Below are 24,157 nucleotides of genomic sequence, written 5' to 3' on the forward strand. Positions count from 1 at the left end.
CATGCCACAAGAGCAGACTGACGCCCCGGTTCTCCGCTTGAGAGGGGTGAGTAAGAGGTTCGGTGCCGTCGCGGCACTGTCCGACATCGAGCTGGAAGTGCGCGCGGGTGAAGTCGTCGCGCTCGTCGGTGACAACGGCGCCGGAAAGTCGACGCTCGTGAAGATTCTCGCAGGAGCGCACGCGCCGACCGAAGGCGAGATCTTCTTCGGCGGTCAGAAGGTGTCAATCGAGGGTCCGTCGAAGGCGATCGAGCTCGGTATCGCCACGGTCTTTCAAGACCTCGCGCTGTGCGACAACATGACGGTCGTCGAGAACCTGTTCCTTGGTCGCGAACTCTCGCCATGGGCCGTTGACGATGTCGCCATGGAGGTTGAAGCGTGGCGCCTTCTGCGACAGCTGTCGGCGAAGATCCCGTCCGTGCGCATCCCCATCGCCGCGCTCTCGGGTGGACAGCGCCAGACCGTCGCGATTGCGCGGTCACTTTTGGGGAAGCCGCAGCTGATCATTCTCGACGAGCCAACGGCCGCGCTCGGCGTCGCACAGACGGCTGAGGTGCTGAACCTCGTCGAGCGTCTGCGAGAGAACGGCCTCGCGGTCATCATGGTGAGTCACAACATGGCTGACGTGCGCGCGGTCGCCGACCGTGTCGCCGTGCTGAGGCTCGGCCGTAACAACGGAACCTTTGACGGAAAAACCACGACGAGCGATGAGCTCGTGGCCGCCATTACCGGCGCGAGCGACAACGTCGTCACGCAGCGCGCGAGCCGCAGCGCGGCACCAGCGGCGGGAGAGAACTCATGAGAACGAAGACCGATACTCGCGGCCCGGCAACGGTCGCCACCGACCTCGCCGACGAACGCCTGCTTCAGCGCGACGGTGTACGCGGTGTCATTCAGCTCGGCATCGATCGCGTGCGAGGTGGGGAGCTTGGTCCGCTTCCGATCATCGTCGGTCTCGTCGTGATCTGGTCGATCTTTCAAGCGCTCAACCCGGTGTTTCTGTCGCCCGCGAACCTCGTGAATCTGCTCATGCAGAGCGCCGCGCTCGGCGTGATCGCGCTTGGTGTCGCCTGTGTGCTGCTTCTGGGGGAGATCGACCTTTCGGTCGGCTCGGTGAGTGGTCTGTCAGCCGCCGTGCTCGCCGTGACCATGGTGAACCTGCAGTGGCCCACGATCGTCTCTCTGCTTGCGGCCGTGGCAACAGGATGCCTCATCGGACTCGTCTATTCGGCCGTGTACGTGCGGTTCGGCGTTCCGTCATTCGTGATCACGCTGGCCGGACTTCTCGCCTTTCTCGGACTGCAGCTCTGGGTGCTCGGACCCGAGGGTACGATCAACCTTCCGTACGACTCGTTCATCGTCTGGTTCGGGCAGCTCGCCTTCGTTCCCAAGTGGCTGTCATATGTGCTGAGTGTTGGGGTGGGAGTGGCGTTCCTCGCTGCCCGGCTGCGCACGGCGCAGCGTCGCCGTGCCGCTGATCTGTCGGCGACGCCGTTCGGGTACATCCTTGCCCAGGCCATCGCGCTGACGGTGCTGATCGTCGCGGTCGTCTGGTATCTCAATCAGGCCCGTGGCGTTGGCTGGATGTTCGTTCTGTTCGGCGCTCTGGTCTTCACGGTGCAGTACGCGCTTCGGCGCACGAAGTGGGGGCGCTCGGTCTTCGCGATCGGAGGCAACCGTGAGGCGGCGCGACGTGCGGGCATCAACGTGTCGGGAATCATCGTCTCGGTGTTCGTGCTCGGTTCAAGCCTTGCGGCGCTGGGCGGGACCCTCGCTGCAGGTCGTCTCGCGGCGGCAGCGCAGAGCAGCGGCGGCGGCGATGTGAACCTGAATGCGATTGCGGCCGCGGTGATTGGCGGAACGAGCCTCTTCGGCGGTCGCGGTTCTGCCTACTCGGCGCTGCTCGGCGTGATCGTGATCCAGTCGATCTCAAGCGGTCTGACGCTGCTGAACCTCGACTCATCTTTCCGCTACATGATCACGGGCGCCGTGCTCTTGCTTGCGGTTATCCTCGACGCGGCGTCACGAAAGTCGCGCGCCGCCCACGGACGCGGCTAAGCCTGTCGTCCTGGCGCGGGCCGCGGTGCTGTGCACCGCGGCCCGCCTCGTTTAAGTCAGACGAAACCGAGCAAGAGACCTTGAAGTCGTGCACCCTCGTTCGTTAGCAATTGTGCATTCCGAAGCATCGGCGTCTGCCTTCGAAACCTGATTCTGCCCCCAGCGCTTTCGGTGAGCACTTGAGTAAAAAGCTTGACACTCGTCGGTGACCTTGTCTAATGTCCCGGTCATGGGAGTTGCACTCAATGAAGAGGGACTTGCACTCAGTGGAAGTCCAAAGCCCAGCTACATGGGTCGGATTCTCGATGTTCTCGAGCTCGCGGTCATCTCGGACGATGCGCCGTTGACGATGACCGAGATCTCCGAACGCGCCCGCGTCCCGATCTCAACAACGTCGCGCCTGATCAAGAACCTCGAGGAATGGGACTTCCTCGTACAGGACGGGCACGGAAAGTACCTTCCCGGTGGCCGCGTCGTCAGGATGGCCGTCGTCGTGAGCGCACAGCTGCACACGCCGCAGCGCATCGAGGCAGCGACGACGCGCATCACGCAGGCGACGGGGGAGAGCGTGACTGGCGGTCTCATCATCGGCGACCGAGTCGTGATCGTCGCGCGCACCGAGTCGGAACATCCGCTTCGCGCCGTTCACCGCGTCGGCGAACAGGTGTCGCCGACAGCATCCGCTTTGGGCAAAGCCATCCTGTCTCGCTCGTCTGAGCAGCGGAAGCGCGAGCTCGCGGCCGCCTGGGAGCGCGACGACGACAGCCCGAGCCTCGAGGAGCTCGACAGCGAACTGCAGCAGGCACTCGAGGACGGGTACACGAAAGACGAAGAGACGTTCGCGCCCGGACTGCGTTGCCGCGCCGTTCCGATCATCGGTCAAGACGGCATGGCCGTCGGCGCGGTCTCGGTCGCGGGTCCCGCGGCGCGATTCCGACCCGAGATCGCAGACGAAGCAGCACAACTGCTCATGAACGAGGCGTCCGCCCTGTCGTCTCTCCCCACTGACCACGTCGTCACGTTCTCCCGGGAGGTATCCCATGTCGACTGAGCTTGATATCGATGCGCGTAATGTGCGCAAGGTCTTCGGTGGCAGCGTCGTGGCGTTGGACAAGGTTGATCTGACGGTCGAGCGCGGGTCGTTCTTCTCGCTTCTCGGCCCGTCAGGATGCGGTAAATCGACGCTATTGCGGCTGCTGTCCGGACTTGACGAGCCCACCGAGGGTGAGATTCTCATTCGCGGAACCTCCGTGAAAGACACCCCGGGGCACAAGCGGGCCACGAACCTCGTGTTCCAGCGCCTCGCCCTCTTTCCGCAGATGACGATCGCCGAGAACGTGGCGTTCGGACCGAAGGTTCACCGCCGCGGGCGTGATGAGATTCGGCGGACCGTTGATGAGAAGCTCGAGCTCGTCGGGCTCTCGGAGCTTGCGAAGCGGTATCCGCACGAAATCTCCGGAGGGCAGCAGCAGCGGGTCGCGATTGCGCGAGCACTGGCAAACGAACCAGCCGTTCTGCTGCTCGATGAGCCGCTGAGCTCTCTCGATCAGAAGTTGCGTGTTCAGATGCAGCGCGCACTCAAGCGCATTCAGAAAGACTCGGCGACCACGTTCGTCTACGTCACGCATGATCAGCACGAAGCGTTCACGATGTCCGACGCCATCGCGGTCATGAACAACGGCGTCGTCGAGCAAGTCGGCTCACCGCGCGAGGTGTACAACCGCCCCGCCAGCCGCTTCGTTGCGTCGTTCGTCGGCGATACGAACGTCATCGAGCAGAGCGACCTGCCGCCAGCGTCCAGGGCAGGCGAGGGAGCCATTGCCGTCAAGGCGGAGGTCGTGCAGATCGGGACGACTCTCGCGAACGAACTCGAGAATCGGTTCGCTGGAACAGTGACCGACGTCTCATTCGGTGGGTCGAAAGTCAGTTATCGCGTCGGTATCGAGAGTGGCGCGACCATCGCCGTCGAGAGCTCTGCGGTCTCGGCATTCCACGCCGATGTGGGAGAAAACGTTGAAATCGGGTGGCCGTCCGACGCAGTCGTCGAGTTGAGCCGCTAAAGCTTCGAATGGATTGGGGAATCACTCATGGGTTACACGGACAACAGCAGTACGCAGGGCCTTGACGCGATCCGCAGCAGGCTGTCACGGCGAGGCTTTCTCGTCGGCGCTGCCGGACTTGCGGCGGCCTCGACGCTGAGCGCATGCTCGTCGCCTTTTGAACAGGGTGGCGGAAGCAGCGGCGGCGGTGGAAAGAAGCTCACGATCACGATGTTCGTGTTCCTCGGCGGAGATCTGGCAAAGATGCCCAAGGAATTCGCCAAGGAGTACATGGAGAGCAATCCGAGCGTCTCGATCGAGTTCTATGAGCAGTCGAACTCGGTCGGGTACGGAAAGATGCTCGCTCAGCGAAAAGCGGACCCGGAGAAACCGCTAGTGAACATGGGGTTCTTCAATACGAACACGTCGATCCAGGGTATCGGCGACGAGATGTGGGAGCCTCTCGATTACTCGGCAATGTCGAATGCCGCCGACATTCGGCCGATCTTCCAACGCGACGATTCAATGGGCATTGGAATAGGCACCGACCAATACGGACTGCTCGTGAATCCTGACGCGCTTGGAAGCACTCCGAAGTCGTGGTCCGCACTGTGGGACCCGGCCTACAAAGGACAGGTCAGCTTCTTCAACTTCCCCTGGTACGCCGTTTACACTGCGGCGCTCGCGAACGGTGGCGGGCTGGACAACATGGAGCCGGGCTGGGAGCTCTGGGAGGAGCATGCAGACCAGATCAAACTGATCGTGGAGTCGAACCCGCAGTACATGAACGTTCTCAGTGACGGAACTGCTCCGTTGACGTCGTACTTCGCAGGCACCGGCCAGCAGTGGATCAATGGAGGCGCGCCTCTCGAATATGTGGTCCCCGAGGAAGGCGCGATCCCTCTTCCCGTTTTCTTGCAGTCAGTCGCCGGGCAAAGCGACGACGAGAAGGAAGTGTGCCAGGACATCATCAATGAAATGCTGTCGCCGAAGTGGGTGACACGGTGGGCAGAAACCTCCATTGAGATCCCTGCGAACGAGAAGTCAGAGACCCCGAAGTCGCTGGCCGACCTCCCCGCGTTCCAGCAGTCGACAGTCGATGGGCTGATGGAGATTGACTACGACATCGTGGGCAATAGTCAAGCCGAGTGGACAGAGCGCTGGAATAACAACGTCGTCTCGAAGATCTAGGGCGAGGTCATTGTGGTCTCTCAGATGACGGTACGGGGCGGTGCACGCGCGCAGACCCGCGAGGGTGGCGGGGTCGAGCGGGCGAACCGACCGCGTTGGGTCGGGCTCGCACTTGCCTCCCCGACGGCGCTTTTGCTGCTCACCCTGTTTCTCGGATCCATCGCGCTCCTCGTTGATCAGTCTCTGCAGGAGGACATGAACGGCGGGTCCGCGGCAACACTGACGCACTGGACATCGTTCTTCGGCTCAAGCAGCAGGATCGCCGCCATCGGCGAGACGTTTCTCATCGCGGGGCTGAGCGCCGTCATCTCGACGGTGATCGCGGTGCCCACCGCGTACGGACTCCATCGTATGAAGAGCTCGACGTGGCGCTTCGTGGGAATCTTCATCGTCTTTGCACCGCTGATGACGAGCGTCATCGCCCGCACATACGGGTGGAGCCTGCTTCTCGGTCAGCAAGGAATCGTGAACTGGGCCGTTGGCCTGTTCGGGATGCCTCCGCTGGAGATGCTCTACGCGCGACCGGCCGTTGTGATCGCGCTCGTCCACATCTTTCTCCCGTTCGTCGTGTTCCCGATCCTCAGCTCGCTCGGGCAGGTTGATGGAGCGCTGCGGGATGCCGCGATGGACCTCGGTGCACGGCCGTGGACGACATTCCGCCGCGTCATTCTTCCGCTTATCCTTCCGGGCATCATTGCGGGAACGCAGATCACCTTCGCACTGTCGATGAGCTCGTTCGCGACGCCCTCGCTGCTCGGCGGCGGACGCGTTGCCGTACTCGCGACGCTCGTCTACAGCGACGTCAACACGGTGCAGTGGCCGATGGCCGCGGTGACGAGCATCGTTCTGCTCGTCCTTGCCGTGATCGTGCTCGGCCTGTTCACGCTCGCTCAGCGTCGCGCGCAGGTGGGAGGCGCACAGGGCGTCACCGCCGCGCCGGGCGAGAAGGGGATCAAAGCGGGACTGAGCATCTGGCTCATCGCCGTGTACGTGTTTGTGCTCTCGCCATTGGTCATCATCATCATCTCGTCGTTCTCGTCGGCATCCTATGGCGCCTGGCCGTTGCCTGGCTGGTCGACGAAGTGGTACACGAACCTGCTCAGCCAAGACGGTCTCGCCGAGGCCGCCTACGCGAGCGTCTTCATTGCAATCTGGTCGACGATCATCGTGCTGGTCATCGGCACGATGGCCAGTGTCAGCTTCCATCGCTATCGGAGCATCGTTCTGCGCGGCGTCTCGGTCTTCAGCCTCGCGCCCATGGTCGTTCCGAAAGTGACGATCGGGCTCGCCGCCTTCCTGCTACTGAACGTCACTGGCGTGCTTGACGGTGTGGCCGGGATTATCGCCATGCACGTGGTGATCACCCTTCCCTTCGTGATCATCGTCGTGACCTCGGCGCTCTCGCGGACAGATGCCACCCTCGATGACGCAGCGCGCGATCTCGGGGCCGGCCCGCTTCGGGCGTTCAGAGCCTCAACGCTGTTCGCGATCCGGCCATCGCTGATCGCTGCGGGGCTGTTCGCCTTCATCGTCAGCTTCGACGAAGTCGACATGACAGTGTTCCTGCTGAAGCCTGGCCAAGAGACGCTACCCGTCTGGATGTTCACCTACATGCAGAAATACCAAGACCCGACACTAGCGGCGTTGGCCTCGTTGCTCATCGCGCTCTCGCTCGTCATCGCTTTTGTCGCCGGTCTCTTCCTCTTGCGCGGCGAGAAGGCCGCACTCACACCGTCACACTGACGGCACGTCGTCGCCGCGGCGACGGCATGCATCCACGCACACGTCCATCACCAGATACAAAGGAGAATCATGGGTACTGCATCTCGCACTCTTGACCACAAGCACATCACCACAATGCCCACCGGCGCAGACATCTCTCTGGCCATCCACACGATCACGGGAAGCGAGCCCGGCCCTCGGTTCCTCATCTTCGGGGGAATCCACGGCGACGAGGCCACGGCGGTCGAAGCCGTCAGGCGCATCGTCGAAGCCGTCGACGAGAACGAGCTGAAGGGAACGCTCGTTGCGGTGCCCGTCAGTAACCCATACGCGTATGAGAGCATGACGCGGCACACGATGCAGGACGGGCTCAACCTGAACCGCATCTTCCCCGGCGACGCCGCGGGCTCCTTGACGGAGCAGCTCGCCGCAGCACTTGTCGAGATTCAGGAGGGTGCCGACTACTTCATCGACTTCCACAGCAGCGGTCTGTATTCGACCGTCGACTATGCGTACGTTCACTCCGGTGCCGAAATACTGGCGCGCAACTACGGCACGTCGCTGCTCTACCACCACGACCCGTACTCCGGGTCGTCAGCAGAGATGATGCTGTCGGCCGGCAAACCGGCGATGGTGAGCGAACTCGGCGGTGGCGGGCAACTGACCACCGACTTCCTCGACCGTTCCGTCGCCGGAACTCTGAACGTGCTGCGGGCCGTCGGGATGCTTCCGGGCGACCCGGTTGATCCGCCGGAGCAGAAGGTCATGACGAAGCTCGTCACCCTGCGGCCCACCACCGGAGGGGCAGTCATCTCGGATTACGGACCCGAGACGCTGGGAACCGTCGTGCCGGGTGGTACGGTGCTCGGCCGCGTCGTGAACCCTCACACGTTCGAGGTGATGGAGGAGCTCGTGGCGCCGTTCGACGAGACCATCATCGTTCTCACGCGAGAGCAGTACACGCGCTGCGCACCGGGCGACTACGGGTTCATGGTTGGCGACAACGGCAGCGTCACATCAGTCGACGCCATCTGAGCGCGGCGCGCAACTCATTTAGATCAGGAAAGAAGGGGAAATCCATGATCCGCACGATTCTCACGTTCGATGTTCCGCTCGATCGTATCGACAGCATCCTCGACGCCTATGAGCGTGAAGACATCCTTCAACGCTCGATGGATGAGGCTGGAGGCGTAGCCGCAGACATCTCCGTCGCCACCGACGGCTCGGGTCGTGTGCTCGTGACAGCGTTATGGCCAGACGAGGCCGCATACCAGCGGTGGGTGGATAACCCGTTCCGCGCCGAGTCGAACGGACGGCTGGGTGAGCTCATGAACGGCGTTGTCGGCGTCGGTCAAACGTTTCGCGTCATGAGTGGTGCAGAAGGATGACTGGTGACCTGACCATCACCAATGCTCTCGTCTTCGACGGGGCATCGGCTGACCTCGTCGAGACCTCGATCGAGGTTCGCGGCGGACGAATCGTCGAGATCGGAGGCGCGTCACGCGGCGCGGCTGTCGTCGATGCCGCGGGCCGTGTGGTGATGCCTGGTCTCATCGATGCCCATTTTCATGCCTATGGCATCACGCTCAACGGGTTCTTCAACGACCACGCGCCGCTGAGCTATGTCGCGCTCGTCGGCGCGAACCGGGTCCGCGCTGCTCTGCGACGCGGATTCACGACGGTGCGCGACGTTGCAGGAGGAGATAAGGGGTTCGCGATGGCCCTCGCTAAAGAGGTGATCGACGGGCCTCGATACCTCTATACCGGCCCAGCGCTCAGCCAGACCGGCGGCCATGGTGATCCCCGCTCCGACGAGATGGAGCTGGAATTCTGCTCGGGCCATTCCAACCAGATTGTCGACGGCGTCACCGATCTCAGGCGGGCCGTGCGCGATCGATTCCGCACGGGAGCGCACGCGATAAAGATCATGGCGTCCGGCGGCGTGATCTCGCCCGTTGACCCTCTGGAGATTCCGCAGTACTCGGCAGAAGAGATCCAAGCGGTCGCAGACGAGGCCGCACGGCGCGGCAGCTACGTCGCCGCGCATGCGTACTCGGCCGAGGCAGTTCAGCACGCCGTGGCGAACGGAGTGAGGTCGATCGAGCACGGCAATTTGATGGATGCCGATGCGGCACGAGCGATGGCGGCGACCGGCAGCACGCTGGTGCCGACGCTGATCGCCTACGACGCCATGCGGAGGCGCGGTGCGGAACTCGGACTCCCCGAGACGGCGCAGCACAAGAATAAGGAGGTATTCGCGTCTGGTCAGCGGGCGATCGAACTTGCGAGGGACGCAGGCGTGCGGATCGCCTATGGATCGGATCTGCTCGGCGGGCTTGAGGAAGAGCAGCTCAACGGGTTGCGGCTGCAAGCCGAGATTCTCGGCAATCTCGAGACGTTGAAGTCAGCGACATCGGTCGGCGCAGGGCTGATCGGGCGTAGCGATTTGGGTGGTGTCAGCGAGAACGCGGTCGCCGACCTGCTGATTCTCGATGGGAACCCGCTCGACGACATCGATGTCCTCGTCGATGCGGATCGTCCGCGAACGGTTGTGCAGGCAGGCCACGTTGTCTTCGACAGCCTCGAGCTGGAGGGCACGGAATAACACGGCGTCACCTAAAGCGCGCCGCGACATTCACCCGAATGTCGCGGCGCACTGCTTCGCCACGCTCATAGAAACTGAGTTGGAAATCGGCGGGGCCGGTGCCTCATGAGGAGTCTTAGCTCGAGAGTTGATCGATGAGGGCGGGGAGGTCGGCCATCGAGCGGAAGACCGTGATGTCTGGCCTGTCGAACCAGCCGGAGGGTGTCATGTCAGTTTGGTACGCGAGGACAGTCATACCCGCCGCGCGTGCTGCCTGCACGCCGAACCTGCTGTCTTCGACGGCGATGCAGCGTGCGGGGTCGACGCCGAGCGTTTCGGCCGCCTTGAGGTAGACATCGGGTGCCGGCTTGCCGTTCGGTACGTCTTCCGCGCTGCAGATGCGCCCCTCGAACCGGGCGAGAAGACCGACGGTCGTGAGCGATGACCGGATGCGCTCGTGCTTGCTATTCGATGCAACCGCCGTGGGGAGTTCGATGCTGTCGAGGGCTAGCGAGATTCCCTCGATCTCGCGGAGGTCTTCAGCGAATGCCTTGTCGTACCAAGGCTGATACGGGACCGACCAGTCGTCGTCGAGTGCACGCCCGATGTTCTTCTCGATCTGCGCGATGTAATACTCGTGGGAGCATCCCATGAACGTCTCGACGAGCGTGGGAAGGTCGGCCTCCCAGCCCAGATCGGCCATGACCTTCTGCCCAATCTGCAGCGAGAGAACTTCGCTGTCGACGAGGACTCCATCGCAGTCGAAGACCACGGCATCAATGACACTTCGCACGGGACATCCGTTCTCGGCCGTGACGGCCGCCTAGATTCTCGGTTGAGCACACCAACGTTGGGACGCGAACCGTATTCGCGCTCATCGCGAGCCATCCTACTGAGCTTTCTTCAACCGAAGCCGGGCGTGAGGCGAGGGTTGGCCCGCGGGATCGTAGGCGGACAGAGAGCTCAGGCCGGGGCCGCGGATGAACGTGCGCTCGCCACGGCAGCGGCATAGCGAGCCGAGGTGATGAGGGGGTCCGTCAGGGCGCGACCCACCACCGCCGCATAGGCACCGAGGTCGAGGACGCGCACCACATCGGCGGGGGATCGCAGACGGCCCTCCGCGATCACGCGGACGCCACGGGCGGCGAGCTGCTCGACCAATGCAAAGTCCGGGTGCTCGGGATCCGCGCGAGTGTAGGGCGTGTAACCGGACAGGGTGGTGCCGACCAGTGCGGCACCGGCATCCCATGCCCTCAGTCCCTCATCGAGGGTCGAGACGTCGGCCATGACGGGAAGCCCTGTCAGATCGCGTACCGCGCCGATGATCGACAGGTCTCCGCCGCGGATCTCGCGCGAGGCGTCGACGGCGACAATGTCTGCTCCCGCCTGTGCGAGTTCGAGCGCATGCTCAACCAGGGGCGTGATGACATCACGGGTGCCGTTGTGCTGCTTGTGCAACCCGATGACCGGCAGATCGGTGATCTCCCGCACGGCGCGAATGTCGGCCGGGGAGTTGATGCGCAGTCCGTTGGCTCCGCCGAGCACGGTAGCGTGCGCAAGCGCGGCGATCAAGCGGCTGTCGCGCAGCGGGCTGCCCTCGTCAGCCTGAACCGAGGCGATGAAGCCGTGCTTGAGCTGGGCTATGCGTTCGTGCATCACTTAATGGCTCCCGCACTGATTCCGCCGATGAAGAACTTCTGCCCGATCAAGAAGATGATCAGCGCAGGAATGGTGAACATGGTACAAGCGGCCATGAGCGGACCCCACGCGACGTCGTTCTCGCCGAAGAACGCATAGAGACCGATGGACAAGGTGTACGTCGACTCGTCATTCAAATAGATGAGGGGATTGAGGAAGTCGGTCCACGCCCACACGAACTGAAACACCGCGGCCGTGACGATCGCGGGACGCGCGATGGGCAGAACGATGGTCGCGTACGTACGAAATTCGGATGCTCCGTCGAGACGCGCGGCCTCGATGAGGTCGTCGGGAACGTTCATGAGGAACTGCCGGATGAGGAAGATGAAGAACGGCGTTCCCAGGAACGCGGGGACGACGAGCGGCAGGTAGGTGTTCGTCGCGCCGACGCCGTTCCAGATGAGGAAGAGGGGGATGAGCGTTACCTGCGGCGGCAGCATCATAGTAGCGAGAACCATGATGAACAGCGGCTTCGCTCCGGCCCACTTCACCTTCGAGAGCGCGTAGGCGACGAGCGGGCACGACAGGGCGGTGCCCAGCACGCTGAGCCCGGCAACGAGCATGGTGTTGCCCAGGTACCGCCAGACCGGAATCTGGTCGAATGCCGTTGCGAAATTATTGAACGTCCACTCCGTGGGAATGAGCGTCGGTGGCGAACTGAAGACGTCTTGCGGTGACTTGAGTGCCGTTGACAGCATCACGAGCAGCGGAAAGACGAAGACAAGCGCCAGTGCGATGACGAGCCCGTGCTGCCGCAGCCTGCGGAGAACCTTCGGACGACGCTTGTTCGCCGCGAGCTCACGTGGCGAGCGAGCATCCGTCATGATCTGCGTGTCACTGAGAGCCATAGTGCACCCACCGTTTCGAAGAAGCCAGCACGACGAGCGTGACGATAAGCGTGACGATAAAGAGCACCCAAGCCATGGCGGAGGCGTAGCCCATCTTCAGGTACACGAACGCGTTCTGGTAGAGGTACATGGCATACGTCAGCATCGACTGGTCGGGGCCGGAGCTGATGTTGTTGAGCCGTTCCTGCGCCAAGACGTACGGCTCGGTGAAAATCTGCAGGTAGGCGATGAGGCACACGATCACCTGGAACAGCGTGACTGGCGAGACCGTTGGCCAGCTCACGTTGAGAAAGCGACGCCAAGGGCCGGCGCCATCAATGGATGCTGCCTCGTAGAGTTCGTGCGGAACATCCTTGAGCGCGGCGAGGTAGATGATCATGGTGCCGCCGACCGTCCAGAGCACGACGAGCACGATTGCCGGCTTCGTCCAGTCCGGCTCCTGCAGCCAGCTCGGCCCGGTGATGCCGAACCATGACAGAAAGTAGTTGACGAATCCGTACTGCGTGTTCAGCAGCCAGCGCCACAGATAGCCGCCGACGACGACCGGAATGATCGAGGGTAGATAGATGAATGCCCGGTAGAGCGGCTGCCCTTTGATGGGAGTGTTGAGCAGGTGCGCCCCACCCAGCGCGATGGCGATGGTGAGGGGCACACCCATGACGGCGAGGACGAGCGTGTTCGCCAGTGACTTCCAGAACACATCGTCGTTCGCCATCTGCTCGTAGTTGTCGAGCCCAACCCAGTCCGGCGACTGGAAGAGGTTGAAGTCCGTGAAGCTGTAGTACCCCGACGCGAGAATCGGGTACGCGAAGAGACCGAGAAACCCGATGATGAACGGCGACGCGAACGCCACGCCGATCCAGAAGGATCGACGTCGCGTGCGCGGCCGCTTCGGGGCACCGGCTCGCGTCTGCGCCCGGGCTTCAGGGCGTCGCCTCGTGAGCATCGACATCAGCAGGTCACTTCGCGTAGCTCTTCGTGCGCGATGTCACGTAGTCGAGCGCCTTCTCGGCCGTTGACTTTCCGCGCACGACGTCATCGAACGCGTTGCCGAGGTCCGTCGAGTACTCCGCGCTGTACGGAGCGCTGGCGAGCGACTGGGCATTCGGGCTCGTCAGAGCGTTGGCCCAGACCTCGAAGTTCGGCAGGTCCTTGTACGCATCGCTGTCGAGCAGCGACGTTCGCGCCGGCAGATTTCCGAGCGTGAGGCTGAACTTCTCCATCACCTCGGGGCTGAGCAGATACGCGAGGAACGTTGCAGCTTCGTCTTTGTGCTTCGAGTTGGTGGGGATGAACAGGGTGCTCGAGGTGACCTGCGTAGAGTTCTCGAGCTTCGGGCTCGCTGCGGGAATCGCCGTGACGCCCCAATCCAGGTCGGGAGCGACCTCAGACGCGGATGCTGCGCGCCACTCGCCATCGATGATCATCGCGACTTTTCCGCTGAAGAACGAGTCTTCTGCCGAGAGATACTGACCCTCACCCGCCTTGAAATCTGCGAGGTTGTCGGCGCCGACGAGCTCGACAACGTTCTTCTGCCACCAGTCGACTGCTTCAACGTTGCCGGGATCGGTCGGTGTGGGTCCGTCATCATCGCTCCACGCGCCGCCAAAAGCGAATCCCAGCGTCGTGAGGGTTGTCGTCGTGTTCGCGTCGCCGATTCCGAGCTGCGTGATCTTGCCGGAGTCGTCGGTGATGGTCAGCTTCTCAATGGCATCCGCGAGCTCGTCCATCGTCGTGGGCGGTTCGACGCCTGCCTCGTCGAGGAGTGTCTTGTTGTAGAGAAGCTGGAAGCTGTGAACGGCGATCGGTAATGCGTACGTTTGGCCATCGTGCTTCATCTGCTCGAGGGCCGCCGGGGCGAAATCGTCGAGGTCGATGCTCTCAGACTCGATGTACTCGTCGAGCGGCGCGAGCACGCCCTTCGACGCCCACGACCCGACGTTCTCGCCGAAGTTGTCGGAGATGTCGAACGATCCGTTCGATGACGACATCGATGTGAGCTGCTTTTGCTGGTCGGGGCTGGAGACGCCCTTGACGACGATGTCGTCTTGACTGTCGTTGAAGTCCTCAATGATCGATTCGAGCACCTCGGCTTCAGGCCCGGACCAGAGGTACGAGAATTTGATCGTCGTTGGGCCGTCGGAGTTACCTCCGCCCGAGCATCCAGCGAGGGTAAGCGCGGCGGTGGCCGCGATGGCGACCGCCCCCAAACGGCGGGAACGTGCTGTGCTGAAGAAGCTGTTCTTCATGATGCCCTTTCCATCATTGGCTATGGCAGGTGAGAGAGTGGTATATACCAATCGAAGTGGATGCTGGAAATCTTGACACACAAGCATCGGAAACGTCAATATTGGTCATAACCATTTTTCGCGAAGGAGCCGAATTGGCGGGGTCACCACGTCAGACGAAGCACACGCAGGTGCGTGAACACCTCGTCGAACTGATTGCCGAAGGGCTGCAGCCTGATGAGCGGCTTCCCACAGAACGCGAGCTTGCCGAGACGCTAGGCGTCACCCGGGTCACGGTACGCAAAGCGCTCGACGAGCTCGAGAAGGACCACCTCGTCTACCGCGTCCAGGGCGCGGGCACCTTTGTGAGCCAACAGCGCATCAGCAAGACCTTCGAGTTTCACTCGTTTTCTGAAGACATGCTGGCGCGCGACCTGACGCCCGGGTCGTCGGAGACGCAGATCTCGCTCGAGAGCGCCGGCGGCCGTGTCGGCTTCGCACTCGGGCTGAGTCCCGCTGAGCAGGTCGTGCACATCATGCGCGTACGTACCGCCGACGGTCGCCCGATGTGCCTTGAGCATTCCTACCTGCCCGCGGCGCTCGTTCCCGGACTCGCGGAACGCTTCTCGGGGGACTCGCTTTACCGCGAGTTGCGCGATTCATACAGCATCCGGCTTGAACGTGCCGACCAGACGATTCACGCTGTCGTGCTCGAGGAGCCGACCGCTGAGCTGCTGAAGGTTCCGCCGTTCTCGCCCGCATTCAACGTGCAGCGCACCGCATACGACCAGCGCAACCGGGCGATCGAGTACGCCGAGTCGCTGTACCGAGGCGACCGCTACTCGTACGACCTTTCCATCAACCGACTCTCAACCTGACGAGACAGGACGCTATGAACTCTGACGACCGCCGAATCGCCCTGATGCCGCTCGACGATCGCCCCGTCAACGTGCTGCTGCCGCAAGATGTTGCGAACGTCGCCGGCGTTGCGCTCGATGTGCCCGATGCGTCGATGCTGCCCCGCTACCGCGAGCAGGGGGACACGGATGCTCTCGCCGCGTGGCTGCGCGAACGGGCGGCCGACCCCAGCACAACGCATCTCGTCGTTTCGATCGACATGCTGCTCTACGGCGGGCTCATCGCGAGCCGAACGTCGCAGGATTCGGTGCGCGAGGTCGTGGGAAGGCTCGATGTGCTGCGTGACATCAAGCGGGAGCGGCCGGAGTTGACGATCTTCGCCGTCTCGCTCGTGATGCGCGCGAGCAATTCGTACTCCAACGCCGAGGAGCCGGAGTATTGGAAGGACTACGGCAAAGATCTGCACGCGCTCGGCGGCGCGCTGCACCAGCAGCTCGACAGCGCCGACGTTGGCGATGTTGATGCATTGGCCGAGGTGCCCGATGGCGTCGTCACCGACTACGCGTCACGTCGCGTGCGCAACCACGTTGTCAATCTCAATGCGCTGCTGCTGCGCAGTGAGGGCACGATCGACTTTCTGGCGATCACGGCCGACGACACGGCGACGTTCGCCGCTGGCTCGGCCGAGCAGGTGTGGCTGCGGCACTGGATGCGCTTCCTGCCCGGAGCGCGTGACACGCTCATGTACCCCGGAGCCGACGAAGTGGGTGCGGCCCTCGTTGCGCGCGCGATCGCGTCGGCCGACGGCATCCGACCCCGCTTTGAGGCGCGGACCGCGCAGGAGGGCGGGTTCGAACTCGTACCGCCGTTCGAGAACCGCCCGCTTATCGAGTCAATCGAGCGACAGATCCGCGCAGCGGGTGCGGAGCGCGTCGAGTCTGGCGCCGACATCGTGCTTGTGCTGCACGCACCGGACCCGGCGCGTCACGATATGTTCCGGGGATACCCCGAGACGCCAGACGTGGATGCTGCAGAGGCGACGGTCGAGCTGGTGGGGCGCTCTCTTGATGGCGGAAGCCGCGTCGCGCTCGCCGACGTGCGGTTTCCGAACGGCGCTGACGCGGAGCTGCTGTCGCGCCTCGCCGCGGCGGGTCTGCTCGAGCGCCTTGAAGCGTTCGGCGGCTGGAACACGGCGGGCAACACGATTGGCAGCGTGGTTGCGCTCGCTGTCGCGGGAGAAGCGGGTCGTGCATCGGGAGCGTTCGACGCCGAGGCGTCGAAGCGCGCACTGTTGACGCGCCTGCTCGATGACTATGCGTACCAGACGGTGATCCGCAGCGAGAAGGGTGCCGATCTCTTTCCCGACCGCTTCCCGCTCGCCGACGAGGCACATGTGGAGAACGCGCAGTCCGTCATTCGTGATGACATGAATCGGATGCTGCGCGACACGCTACCGGGCGGCGACTGGTCTGTGACCTCGCTGTCGTTGCCGTGGCGCCGGAGCTTCGAGGTCGCGATCATGCTGGAGCCGCGCGTTTAGAACCGTCGCCTCGTCGGTCGGGCACGCGACCGTAGAACGTGGTGGGCCGATGCCTTACGTCGCCGGAATCGTCAGTGGAATGTGGGACGGATACGCCCAGATTCCTCCGCGATGGGTATCTGGACGGATCACGGTGAGCCCGGCCTCTTCGGCGATCAGGGCTCCGGCCGCCCAGTCGAACTCGTAGAGATCAGTCTCGACGAAGGCGCTCGTCGAGCCGTCGGCAGCCATGCAGAGGCCGAGAGCGGCCGAGCCGACGCTGCGTACGTCTGTGAAGTTCTGCATATAGTGCGGCAGCTGGGCGAACTGCGTAGCCCGCATCTCGCTGCTGTATGAGAAGCCCGTGCCGAACAGCACGGTGCGCGCGTCGGGGTCCGGCCCGGTCAGCTCTGCCGTGCTTCCGCGCGAGACGCGCCAGGCGCCCATGCCCCGCTGCGCGTAATATTCCTGCCGCAAAACAGGGGCGTTCACTGCCCCCGCGATCCAGTGCCCCGACTTGGCCTCTTGCACCGCAACAGACGAGCCAAAGTACGGGATGCCCGTGACGAAGTTCGACGTGCCATCGAGTGGGTCGATCGACCAGCGGTAGCGTGAAGCATCACCGCCCGTCGCGTCGAGCTCTTCGCCCGTGATGGCGTCGTCGGGGCGGCGCGCGCTGATGTAACTGCGGATTGTCTGCTCTGCGCGACGATCGACGTCAGTGACGACGTCGCCCAGCTCGCTCTTCGCCGTCACGCTGATGTGGGCGCCGACGGAGTCGTCGAGAATCAACGCTCCGGCCTGGGCGGCGCCGCGGGCGATGGTGAGTAGCTCGTCGTCGATTGATGCATCCATGTGTGCTCCGTTCACAAACAATGCGAGAACCTCACACGGTACCAACAGTGTGCGAGAAAATCTCAGCTAGGGTGGGAAAAATGATGGGGACGTCAGAGAGGACAACACCGGTGGCACTGGGCATCAACACGTGCTTCGCTGTGAAGCGGTGGACGCGACCAGACGAGATACTGCACATCGTCAGAGACCAGCTCGGCCTGCAGATGTGCCAGCTCAGCGTCGACACACTGCCGTTGGCCGACCCTCGGTCGGCAGAAGCACGTACGTACGTTCGTGAGTTCGCGCGGGCGGCCGAGGTTGCGGGCGTTGAGGTGCATTCGATCTTCACCGGTCTCGCCGCATATGCGACGAACCTCCTGCTGAGCGAAGACGTTGCCGCGCGCGACGCAGCCGAAGTCTGGTACGCGAGCCTGATCGAACTCGGCGGCATCGCTGGAGCGCGCTCGGTCGGCGGGCACATTGGCGCGCTCACGATCACGACGGCTTCAGAGCCTGCGCATCGCGCGCGTGCGCTCGATGAGCTGCGTGAGCGGATGCGGCGGCTATCGGACCGCGCCAAGGCCGAAGGGCTGTCGACGTTGCTGTTCGAGAACATGGCGGTCGAACGTGAACCGGGGTCGCTGCTCGAGGATGCTGTGGAGTGGGAACGGACGCTTTCGACAGCATCTGTTCCCTGGCAGCTGTGTCTTGACGTGGGGCACCCCGTGGCGATGGCGCCGAGTGAGGATGATGACGCACTCGCGCCCTGGCTCGCCACCCGTTGGGCCACGGACCCCATGCTGCAGCTGCAGAATTCGCGCCCTGGTGCCGACATGCACGCAGGCTTCGAAGACGCAGACCCGACGAACGGCGTGAATCCCTCTCGCGTTGCCGCGGCGCTCGCCGATGCGGGATGGCGCGAGAGCCCGCTGCTGATCGAAGTCATGCCCGCACACGAGCTGCGCGACGACGCCGTCGTGCCGATGCTGCGCCGCACTGTTGATGTCTGGGCGAAGGTGCTCGCCTGATGCCCAGTCACTGCGCTCCAGCTCGTGACACGACGGCGTCTGCATTTCACTGCTACGCAGCGGCCTCCGCGCGGTACGACCGTGCTGCTGACATGAGCTCTTCGACGCGCGACTGGTCGGCAGAATTCTCGAACTTGCCATCCTTCTTGAAGAACGTGCCCACGATGGCGCCGTCTGCGACGGAGAGCTGGTCGGCGACATTCTCGGCTTTCACGCCGGTGTTCACGAACACGGGAACGTCGCCTGCTGCCTGCTTCACAATCGACACCGACTGGGTGTCTGTCGGAGCGCCGGCGGTGAGGCCAGACACGCAGAGTGCATCAGGGAGAGTTGCGAACACCGTCGAACGGGCGATCGATGAGAGATCGCGGTCGGCGAGGTATGCGGCCGACTCCGGAACGATGTTGAAGAACAGCTTGACGCCGCCAGCCCCGATACGATGACGATGACGAGAAACCTCACCGACGTTGGTGTTCCACAGGCCGAAATCGCTCGCATAGACGCCCGTGAAGATCTCGCGCACGAACGCGGCATCCGTTGCGACGGCCAGATCGATCGACGCACGCGCATCCCACAGCACGTTGACCCCGTAGGGCACCGAGAGGTCGCTGGACAGCTCGCCGATGACACGCGCCATCGTCACCGATGTGATGCGCTCGGTGTCGGTCAGATACGGAAGGCTGAACTCGTTCGAGATCAGCACGCCGTCGACGCCGCCGCTCTGCAAGGCGTCGAGTTCGCGCTTTGCCCTGTCGACGATTGCGGCGATACCGGCGTTGGAGTCATAGCCTGGATCACCGGGCAGTGCGGAAAGATGAAGCATCCCCACAACGGGTTTCGGTGATGAGAAGACGTCGGGCAGCCAGTTGGTCATTGTTCCTCGTTTCAGCTCTGACGCAGAGGTGATGGTATGAATTCACAAGAGCCTAACCATAAGTGAACAATTAACACAAGAGAGATCCCCATCGGGGTGAGAAGGGACGGATGCTATGGCGATGGAAGCGCACGAGCGTCGCGCACGCGTCGAGCAGCGGGTGCTCGCTGACGGAGAGGCGGAGTTCAGAACGCTCGCCCTGGAGTTCGATGTGTCTGAGATGACGATCAGGCGAGACATCGAGCTGCTCGAAGAGAAGGGCAGCGTGCGCCGTGTCGTCGGCGGCGCCATCGCCTCGCGGGGAAAGGCGTCAGAGCCGACGTTCACCTCGCGTGCGCTGATGGGCGCACGCGAGAAGGCGCACATCGCAGCGGCGGCGGTGGAACTGCTGAAGCCGGGTGAGACCGTCGCGCTCGACAGCGGCAGCACGGTGCTGGCCGTCGCTCGCGCGATCAGGGGGCGCGGTCTCGGCCTCACGATCATCACGCCGAGCATCCTTGTCGCTCTTGAGCTTCATGATGAACCGAATACGAAAATCGTGATGACCGGGGGAATGGTTCGCCCGGGTGAGCTCAGTCTCATCGGGACGCCGTCTGTGGCGTCGTTCGCCCAGTACAACTGCGACGTCTTCGTCATGGGCGTCGCCGGCGTTGATGGCAAGCGGGGGCTCTCCGACTACAACGGTGAAGAAGGCGCCGTGAAGAAGGCGGCGATGCAGACGGCCGACCGCGTCATCGTCGTTGCCGACGCCTCGAAGCTCGGCCGTGTGCAGCTGATGAACGTCGCAAGCCCTGGCGAGATCACAGCGCTTGTCACAGACGGGGACGCCGAGCACCCCGCACTCGCGGGATTCCGCGCTGCTGGCGTTGCCGTCGAGTGCGTGCCCGCGCGCTGACGGCAGGCGCTGGCGTTACTTAATTGTTGTTAATTCACATAGCGGCGTCACATTGACAAATTGCCACAGATGCATTTAGGTTCCTGGAAGGGTGTCATTTAATCCCGTCATCGACCCGCGATGAGGGAATATCACAAAGGAGTGCACATGCATCGCAAACTTACCTCGGGCCTCGCGCTCGGGGCCGTCGCCCTTCTCGCTCTCACCGGCTGCGGAACCGTCGGTGGTGGCGGAGGAGGTGGAGCTGACGACGGCGAAGCGCTATCGCCCGAAGATATGACGATGGTCACCGTCGTCAAGATCACCGGCGTTGGCTGGTTCGACCGCATGGAAATCGGCGTCAACGAGTTCGCAGACGAAACGGGAATCGACGCTCGCCAGGAGGGCGCTGACGACGCGAGCCCTGAGAAGCAGGTTCAGATCATTCAGGACCTCATCCCGCAGGCCCCGACGGCGATCACCGTCGTTCCGAACTCGCCGAAGGCCCTCGAGACGGTTCTTGAGCAGGCACGCGATCAGGGGATCATCGTCGTCACCCACGAGGCCGCGGGAATCGAGAACGCAGACATCGACATCGAGGCGTTCGACAACAAGGCGTACGGTGCGCAAATCATCGACAGCCTTGCCCAGTGCATGGGCGAAGAAGGGCAGTACGTCTCGTTCGTCGGTGGTCTGACGGCGAAGACCCACATGGAATGGGTCGGCGGAGCTCTCGAGCGGCAGGAAGCCGAGTACCCCGACATGGAGCGCGTCGAGGACCCGATTGAGAGCAAAGAAGACGAGAACGTCGCCTACCAGCGCGCGAAGGAATTGCTTGCGAAGTACCCCGACCTCAAGGGCTTCCAGGGCTCGGCTGGGACCGACGTCGCCGGCATCGCCCGTGCGGTGCAGGAGGCGGGCCTCGAAGACAGCGTCTGCGTGATGGGCACCAGCATCCCGTCTGTCGCCAAGAAGTACCTCGAGGATGGTTCGATCGACAAGGCGTTCTTCTGGGATCCGGCACTCGCAGGCAAGGCGCAGCTGAAGATCGCCGAGCTGCTGGCCAGCGGCAAAAAGATCGAAGAGGGAACCGATCTCGGCATAGACGGCTACGAGTCGCTGACGAAGCTCGATGGCTTCGACAACGTGTACGTCGGAGATGCCGCGATCGAAGTCGACGCCGATAACGTCGACGACTTCGACTTCTGATCCTTTTCATCCCAGGCTGGCGGTGGGGCTCGCAGGAGCCCCACCGCCGAAAGGACAACAATGGCCGAACGCAACGAAGCACCCGTTCTCGAGGTGCGCGGCATCGTCAAAGTCTTCGGAGGAGTGACAGCGCTCGACGGGGTATCCATGTCGCTTCTGCCGGGTCGCGTGCACTGCCTCGCGGGCGAGAACGGCAGCGGCAAATCCACGCTCATCAAGATCATCAGCGGTGCGGACGCCCCGGATGCGGGGGAGATCCTCATCGACGGCGAGGCGATGAGCGGCATGACCCCCGCTCGAGCATTGCGAGCAGGCATCCAGGTGATCTACCAAGACTTCTCGCTCTTCCCCAACCTCACCGTGGCCGAGAACATCGTGCTTCCCGCCGCGATCGCATCACGAAAGAAGCTGTTCAATCGCGCCAGAAGCCGTCCCGATGCCCAGCGCATCGTCGACGAGCTGGGGCTCACCCTGAACTTGGACGCTGACGTTGAAAAGCTCTCGGTCGCCGACCGCCAACTCACAGCAATCTGCCGTGCTTTGGTGCAAGACGCCCGCATACTCTTTATGGACGAACCGACAACCGCGCTGACCCACTCCGAGGTCGAGAGGCTCTTCGGCCTCGTGCGCAAGCTGCAGGAGCGCGGTGTCGCGATCGTGTTCGTCAGCCACAAGCTCGACGAGGTGCTCGAGGTATCGCACGACATCACTGTGCTGCGCAGCGGCGAGCTCGTCGCGAGCGGAGACGCCCGTGAGTACAGCGTGCAGTCGCTGACCGTCGCGATGACCGGGCGCGAGGTCGACACCACACGTCTGGTGAATGAACCAGGCGAGCCGGGCGCGGCTCTGCTCAAGGTGACGCAGCTGGATCTTCCCGGTGCCTTCACTGACGTCTCGTTCGACCTCGCGCCGGGCGAGATCCTCGGCATCACGGGGCTTCTCGGCTCGGGCCGCGGCGAGATCGTCGAGGCACTGTTCGGGCTACTGAAGCCTGACTCCGGAACCGTGACGGTCAACGGGGCACCGTTGCGCCCCGGCAGCATCCGCTCGTCGATCTCGGCTGGAATCGGGTACGTTCCCGAAGACAGACTGACGCAGGGCCTCTTTCTCGAGAAGTCGATTGCAGACAACATCATCGCTGGGTCGCTCGACAGCCACGCACGGGGAAAGATCGTGCTCAGCCAGAAGCGTATCGCCGAGACGATTTCGACGCTCTTCACCCGGCTGCGCATCAAGGCCCCCAGCGTCGCCGCGCCCGTGCGCTCGCTCTCCGGTGGCAACGCGCAGCGCGTCGTACTGGCGAAGTGGCTGGCGACGAAGCCGAAGATCCTGATTCTCAATGGACCAACCGTCGGCGTCGACGTCGGGTCGAAGAACGAGATTCTCGCCATTCTGCGCGACGCGGCCCGCGAGGGCATGGGAGTCATCATGATCTCTGACGACGTTCCTGAGCTCGTCTCGATCTGCAACCGCGTGCTCATCGTGCGACGCGGTTCGCTTGTCGCCGAGTTCGACAGCGAACAGATCGAAGCCAAGCGAATTCAGGAGGTGATGGCCGCGTGACACTCGCGAAGCGCATGAAGTCACTCGCGCCCCGGCTGATCGGCGCGAACAACGAGGGCGTGCTTGCCGTCATCATCGTCGTACTCGTCATCGTCATGAGCGTGCTCAGCCCGTCATTCTTCACGGTGCACACGCTGTTCTCGATCGTGCGCTCTGCCCTCGTGCCGAGCATCCTCGCGATCGCCGTGCTGCTTGTCATCATCTCGGGCGGCATCGATGTCTCGTTTGCCGCGATCGCGATCTTCGCCGCCTACACGACAGTGCATCTGGCGTACACAGGCCAGTTCGATCCGGGGATCATCGGCATTCTGCTGTTCGCGTGCGCGATCGGAGCCGTACTCGGGCTCGTGAACGGCGCTGTGATCGCGCGCTTCCGATTGCCGACCCTCATCGTCACCCTGGCCACACAGGGCATCTTCCGCGGCATCCTTCTGGTGTACATCGGATCGCGCTATATCGCGCAGCTGCCCGACAGCATGGCCGGCCTCTCGACGGCGAACCTGATCGCCATCGAGAGCAGCCGTTCCTACCTGCCGCTTCTCGTGGTTCCCGTTGCCGTGATCGTGCTGATCGTGGCCTGGATGCTGCGCCGCACGATGTTTGGGCGCGGAATCTACGCCATCGGCGGTGACACCGAGGCGGCACGTCGCGCCGGCTTCCCTGTCATGCGCTTTCAGATAATCCTCTACATGATGGTCGGAGCGATTGCGGCAATCGGAGGTCTCATCCATGTGATCCTGAACCGCAATGCGAACCCGCAAGACATCGTCGGCACCGAGCTCGACGTCATCGCAGCCGTCGTGCTGGGCGGTGCCTCCATCTTCGGTGGTCGCGGCTCAGTTCTCGGCACCGTGCTCGGCGTTGTGCTGGTGCAGCTCATCAACAACAGCCTGCTGCTGATGGGTGTTCCGACGGCGTGGCAGCGCGCTGCCGTCGGCATCCTGCTCGTCGTCGGTGTGGGAATTCAAGCGCTCTCGGCCCGGCGCGCATCACGACGAACCTTCGTACTCGACACAGTGGAGGCGTAGCC

At 63.2% G+C, this 24,157-nt stretch carries 23 protein-coding genes; 16 read left to right on the forward strand and 7 right to left on the reverse strand.

Going from position 1 to position 24,157, the window contains the following annotated elements; all coding sequences use genetic code 11:
- The first annotated feature begins 1 nt into the window (after position 1).
- The 9 genes from ATJ78_RS04255 to ATJ78_RS04295 all read left to right on the forward strand — a co-directional run bounded on the left by ATJ78_RS04255 (position 2) and on the right by ATJ78_RS04295 (position 9,615).
- Complete coding sequence (locus ATJ78_RS04255; RefSeq protein WP_098406462.1) at positions 2-802, forward strand: ATP-binding cassette domain-containing protein; 801 nt, start codon at positions 2-4, stop codon at positions 800-802.
- Complete coding sequence (locus tag ATJ78_RS04260; protein ID WP_098406463.1) at positions 799-2,058, forward strand: sugar ABC transporter permease; 1,260 nt, start codon at positions 799-801, stop codon at positions 2,056-2,058. Before ATJ78_RS04255 ends, ATJ78_RS04260 begins: the two co-directional genes overlap by 4 nt.
- Before the next feature lie 229 nt (positions 2,059-2,287).
- The gene (locus tag ATJ78_RS04265) at positions 2,288-3,109 is read left to right on the forward strand and encodes an IclR family transcriptional regulator (protein ID WP_098406464.1); all 822 of its coding nucleotides are present in this window, start codon (positions 2,288-2,290) and stop codon (positions 3,107-3,109) included.
- Positions 3,099-4,118 (forward strand): ABC transporter ATP-binding protein, encoded by a 1,020-nt coding sequence (locus ATJ78_RS04270; protein WP_169923385.1) that lies wholly within the window; start codon positions 3,099-3,101, stop codon positions 4,116-4,118. The genes ATJ78_RS04265 and ATJ78_RS04270 overlap by 11 nt, the downstream gene beginning before the upstream one ends.
- Before the next feature lie 27 nt (positions 4,119-4,145).
- Positions 4,146-5,288, forward strand: coding sequence for an ABC transporter substrate-binding protein (locus ATJ78_RS04275; protein WP_098406465.1), 1,143 nt, complete (start codon positions 4,146-4,148; stop codon positions 5,286-5,288).
- Positions 5,289-5,312: 24 nt separating this feature from the next.
- Entirely contained in the window at positions 5,313-7,031 is a 1,719-nt protein-coding gene (locus ATJ78_RS04280; protein WP_098406466.1) for an ABC transporter permease subunit, read from the forward strand.
- 69 nt (positions 7,032-7,100) lie between these two features.
- Positions 7,101-8,045, forward strand: coding sequence for a succinylglutamate desuccinylase/aspartoacylase family protein (locus tag ATJ78_RS04285; protein ID WP_098406467.1), 945 nt, complete (start codon positions 7,101-7,103; stop codon positions 8,043-8,045).
- 44 nt (positions 8,046-8,089) lie between these two features.
- Positions 8,090-8,398 carry an antibiotic biosynthesis monooxygenase gene (locus ATJ78_RS04290; protein ID WP_098406468.1) on the forward strand — a complete coding sequence of 103 codons (309 nt, stop codon included), beginning with the start codon at positions 8,090-8,092 and terminating at the stop codon, positions 8,396-8,398.
- The gene (locus tag ATJ78_RS04295) at positions 8,395-9,615 is read left to right on the forward strand and encodes a metal-dependent hydrolase family protein (RefSeq protein WP_098406469.1); all 1,221 of its coding nucleotides are present in this window, start codon (positions 8,395-8,397) and stop codon (positions 9,613-9,615) included. Before ATJ78_RS04290 ends, ATJ78_RS04295 begins: the two co-directional genes overlap by 4 nt.
- Positions 9,616-9,730: 115 nt before the next feature.
- Here ATJ78_RS04295 and ATJ78_RS04300 read toward each other — a convergent pair whose 3' ends face one another.
- The 5 genes from ATJ78_RS04300 to ATJ78_RS04320 all read right to left on the reverse strand — a co-directional run bounded on the left by ATJ78_RS04300 (position 9,731) and on the right by ATJ78_RS04320 (position 14,389).
- The gene (locus ATJ78_RS04300) at positions 9,731-10,387 is read right to left on the reverse strand and encodes an HAD family hydrolase (protein ID WP_098406470.1); all 657 of its coding nucleotides are present in this window, start codon (positions 10,385-10,387) and stop codon (positions 9,731-9,733) included.
- 170 nt (positions 10,388-10,557) lie between these two features.
- Positions 10,558-11,250, reverse strand: a complete 693-nt coding sequence (locus ATJ78_RS04305; protein ID WP_098406471.1) for an N-acetylmannosamine-6-phosphate 2-epimerase — start codon at positions 11,248-11,250, stop codon at positions 10,558-10,560.
- Positions 11,250-12,140 (reverse strand): carbohydrate ABC transporter permease, encoded by an 891-nt coding sequence (locus ATJ78_RS04310; RefSeq protein ID WP_098406472.1) that lies wholly within the window; start codon positions 12,138-12,140, stop codon positions 11,250-11,252. The genes ATJ78_RS04305 and ATJ78_RS04310 overlap by 1 nt, the downstream gene beginning before the upstream one ends.
- Complete coding sequence (locus ATJ78_RS04315) at positions 12,127-13,092, reverse strand: carbohydrate ABC transporter permease (RefSeq protein WP_245836200.1); 966 nt, start codon at positions 13,090-13,092, stop codon at positions 12,127-12,129. The genes ATJ78_RS04310 and ATJ78_RS04315 overlap by 14 nt, the downstream gene beginning before the upstream one ends.
- A 7-nt stretch (positions 13,093-13,099) precedes the next feature.
- The gene (locus ATJ78_RS04320; RefSeq protein WP_169923386.1) at positions 13,100-14,389 is read right to left on the reverse strand and encodes an ABC transporter substrate-binding protein; all 1,290 of its coding nucleotides are present in this window, start codon (positions 14,387-14,389) and stop codon (positions 13,100-13,102) included.
- Between the two features lie 134 nt (positions 14,390-14,523).
- Here ATJ78_RS04320 and ATJ78_RS15760 point away from each other — a divergent pair, with 134 nt between their 5' ends.
- Both ATJ78_RS15760 and ATJ78_RS04335 read left to right on the forward strand, forming a co-directional pair.
- Entirely contained in the window at positions 14,524-15,246 is a 723-nt protein-coding gene (locus tag ATJ78_RS15760) for a GntR family transcriptional regulator (protein WP_169923387.1), read from the forward strand.
- Between the two features lie 14 nt (positions 15,247-15,260).
- On the forward strand, positions 15,261-16,766 hold the full coding sequence (locus ATJ78_RS04335) for a DUF4127 family protein (protein ID WP_098406474.1): 1,506 nt from the start codon (positions 15,261-15,263) through the stop codon (positions 16,764-16,766).
- A gap of 54 nt (positions 16,767-16,820) precedes the next feature.
- Here the strand turns inward: ATJ78_RS04335 and ATJ78_RS04340 are convergent, their stop codons facing one another.
- Positions 16,821-17,600, reverse strand: a complete 780-nt coding sequence (locus ATJ78_RS04340; RefSeq protein ID WP_098406475.1) for an inositol monophosphatase family protein — start codon at positions 17,598-17,600, stop codon at positions 16,821-16,823.
- A 110-nt stretch (positions 17,601-17,710) separates the two neighbouring features.
- On the opposite strand from ATJ78_RS04340, the gene ATJ78_RS04345 reads away from it, so the two are divergent.
- Positions 17,711-18,607 carry a sugar phosphate isomerase/epimerase family protein gene (locus ATJ78_RS04345; RefSeq protein ID WP_169923388.1) on the forward strand — a complete coding sequence of 299 codons (897 nt, stop codon included), beginning with the start codon at positions 17,711-17,713 and terminating at the stop codon, positions 18,605-18,607.
- Between the two features lie 52 nt (positions 18,608-18,659).
- Here ATJ78_RS04345 and ATJ78_RS04350 read toward each other — a convergent pair whose 3' ends face one another.
- Complete coding sequence (locus tag ATJ78_RS04350; protein ID WP_098406477.1) at positions 18,660-19,481, reverse strand: BtpA/SgcQ family protein; 822 nt, start codon at positions 19,479-19,481, stop codon at positions 18,660-18,662.
- 115 nt (positions 19,482-19,596) lie between these two features.
- Between ATJ78_RS04350 and ATJ78_RS04355 the strand changes: the two genes are divergently transcribed.
- From ATJ78_RS04355 to ATJ78_RS04370, 4 genes are all read left to right on the forward strand, one after another.
- Complete coding sequence (locus ATJ78_RS04355; RefSeq protein ID WP_098406478.1) at positions 19,597-20,376, forward strand: DeoR/GlpR family DNA-binding transcription regulator; 780 nt, start codon at positions 19,597-19,599, stop codon at positions 20,374-20,376.
- Between the two features lie 147 nt (positions 20,377-20,523).
- Complete coding sequence (locus ATJ78_RS04360) at positions 20,524-21,564, forward strand: autoinducer 2 ABC transporter substrate-binding protein (protein ID WP_098406479.1); 1,041 nt, start codon at positions 20,524-20,526, stop codon at positions 21,562-21,564.
- A 60-nt stretch (positions 21,565-21,624) separates the two neighbouring features.
- Complete coding sequence (locus ATJ78_RS04365) at positions 21,625-23,127, forward strand: sugar ABC transporter ATP-binding protein (RefSeq protein WP_098406480.1); 1,503 nt, start codon at positions 21,625-21,627, stop codon at positions 23,125-23,127.
- A complete protein-coding gene (locus ATJ78_RS04370) occupies positions 23,124-24,155 on the forward strand; it encodes an ABC transporter permease (protein ID WP_245836201.1) in 1,032 nt (343 codons plus the stop codon). Before ATJ78_RS04365 ends, ATJ78_RS04370 begins: the two co-directional genes overlap by 4 nt.
- Positions 24,156-24,157: the final 2 nt, after the last annotated feature.

The sequence above is a fragment of the Paramicrobacterium agarici genome (assembly GCF_002563955.1).
GTDB classification, from domain to species: Bacteria; Actinomycetota; Actinomycetes; order Actinomycetales; family Microbacteriaceae; genus Paramicrobacterium; species Paramicrobacterium agarici.

Coding starts and splice junctions, on each gene's coding strand:
- ATJ78_RS04360 (WP_098406479.1), top strand. CDS start 20,524: ATGCATCGCAAACTTACCTCGGGCCTCGCGCTCGGGGCCGTCGCCCTT.
- ATJ78_RS04320 (WP_169923386.1), bottom strand. CDS start 14,389: ATGAAGAACAGCTTCTTCAGCACAGCACGTTCCCGCCGTTTGGGGGCG.
- ATJ78_RS04265 (WP_098406464.1), top strand. CDS start 2,288: ATGGGAGTTGCACTCAATGAAGAGGGACTTGCACTCAGTGGAAGTCCA.
- ATJ78_RS04260 (WP_098406463.1), top strand. CDS start 799: ATGAGAACGAAGACCGATACTCGCGGCCCGGCAACGGTCGCCACCGAC.
- ATJ78_RS04255 (WP_098406462.1), top strand. CDS start 2: ATGCCACAAGAGCAGACTGACGCCCCGGTTCTCCGCTTGAGAGGGGTG.
- ATJ78_RS04285 (WP_098406467.1), top strand. CDS start 7,101: ATGGGTACTGCATCTCGCACTCTTGACCACAAGCACATCACCACAATG.
- ATJ78_RS04355 (WP_098406478.1), top strand. CDS start 19,597: ATGGCGATGGAAGCGCACGAGCGTCGCGCACGCGTCGAGCAGCGGGTG.
- ATJ78_RS04365 (WP_098406480.1), top strand. CDS start 21,625: ATGGCCGAACGCAACGAAGCACCCGTTCTCGAGGTGCGCGGCATCGTC.
- ATJ78_RS04350 (WP_098406477.1), bottom strand. CDS start 19,481: ATGACCAACTGGCTGCCCGACGTCTTCTCATCACCGAAACCCGTTGTG.
- ATJ78_RS04295 (WP_098406469.1), top strand. CDS start 8,395: ATGACTGGTGACCTGACCATCACCAATGCTCTCGTCTTCGACGGGGCA.
- ATJ78_RS04280 (WP_098406466.1), top strand. CDS start 5,313: ATGACGGTACGGGGCGGTGCACGCGCGCAGACCCGCGAGGGTGGCGGG.
- ATJ78_RS04305 (WP_098406471.1), bottom strand. CDS start 11,250: ATGCACGAACGCATAGCCCAGCTCAAGCACGGCTTCATCGCCTCGGTT.
- ATJ78_RS04315 (WP_245836200.1), bottom strand. CDS start 13,092: ATGTCGATGCTCACGAGGCGACGCCCTGAAGCCCGGGCGCAGACGCGA.
- ATJ78_RS04340 (WP_098406475.1), bottom strand. CDS start 17,600: ATGGATGCATCAATCGACGACGAGCTACTCACCATCGCCCGCGGCGCC.
- ATJ78_RS04290 (WP_098406468.1), top strand. CDS start 8,090: ATGATCCGCACGATTCTCACGTTCGATGTTCCGCTCGATCGTATCGAC.
- ATJ78_RS04310 (WP_098406472.1), bottom strand. CDS start 12,140: ATGGCTCTCAGTGACACGCAGATCATGACGGATGCTCGCTCGCCACGT.
- ATJ78_RS04270 (WP_169923385.1), top strand. CDS start 3,099: ATGTCGACTGAGCTTGATATCGATGCGCGTAATGTGCGCAAGGTCTTC.
- ATJ78_RS04335 (WP_098406474.1), top strand. CDS start 15,261: ATGAACTCTGACGACCGCCGAATCGCCCTGATGCCGCTCGACGATCGC.
- ATJ78_RS04275 (WP_098406465.1), top strand. CDS start 4,146: ATGGGTTACACGGACAACAGCAGTACGCAGGGCCTTGACGCGATCCGC.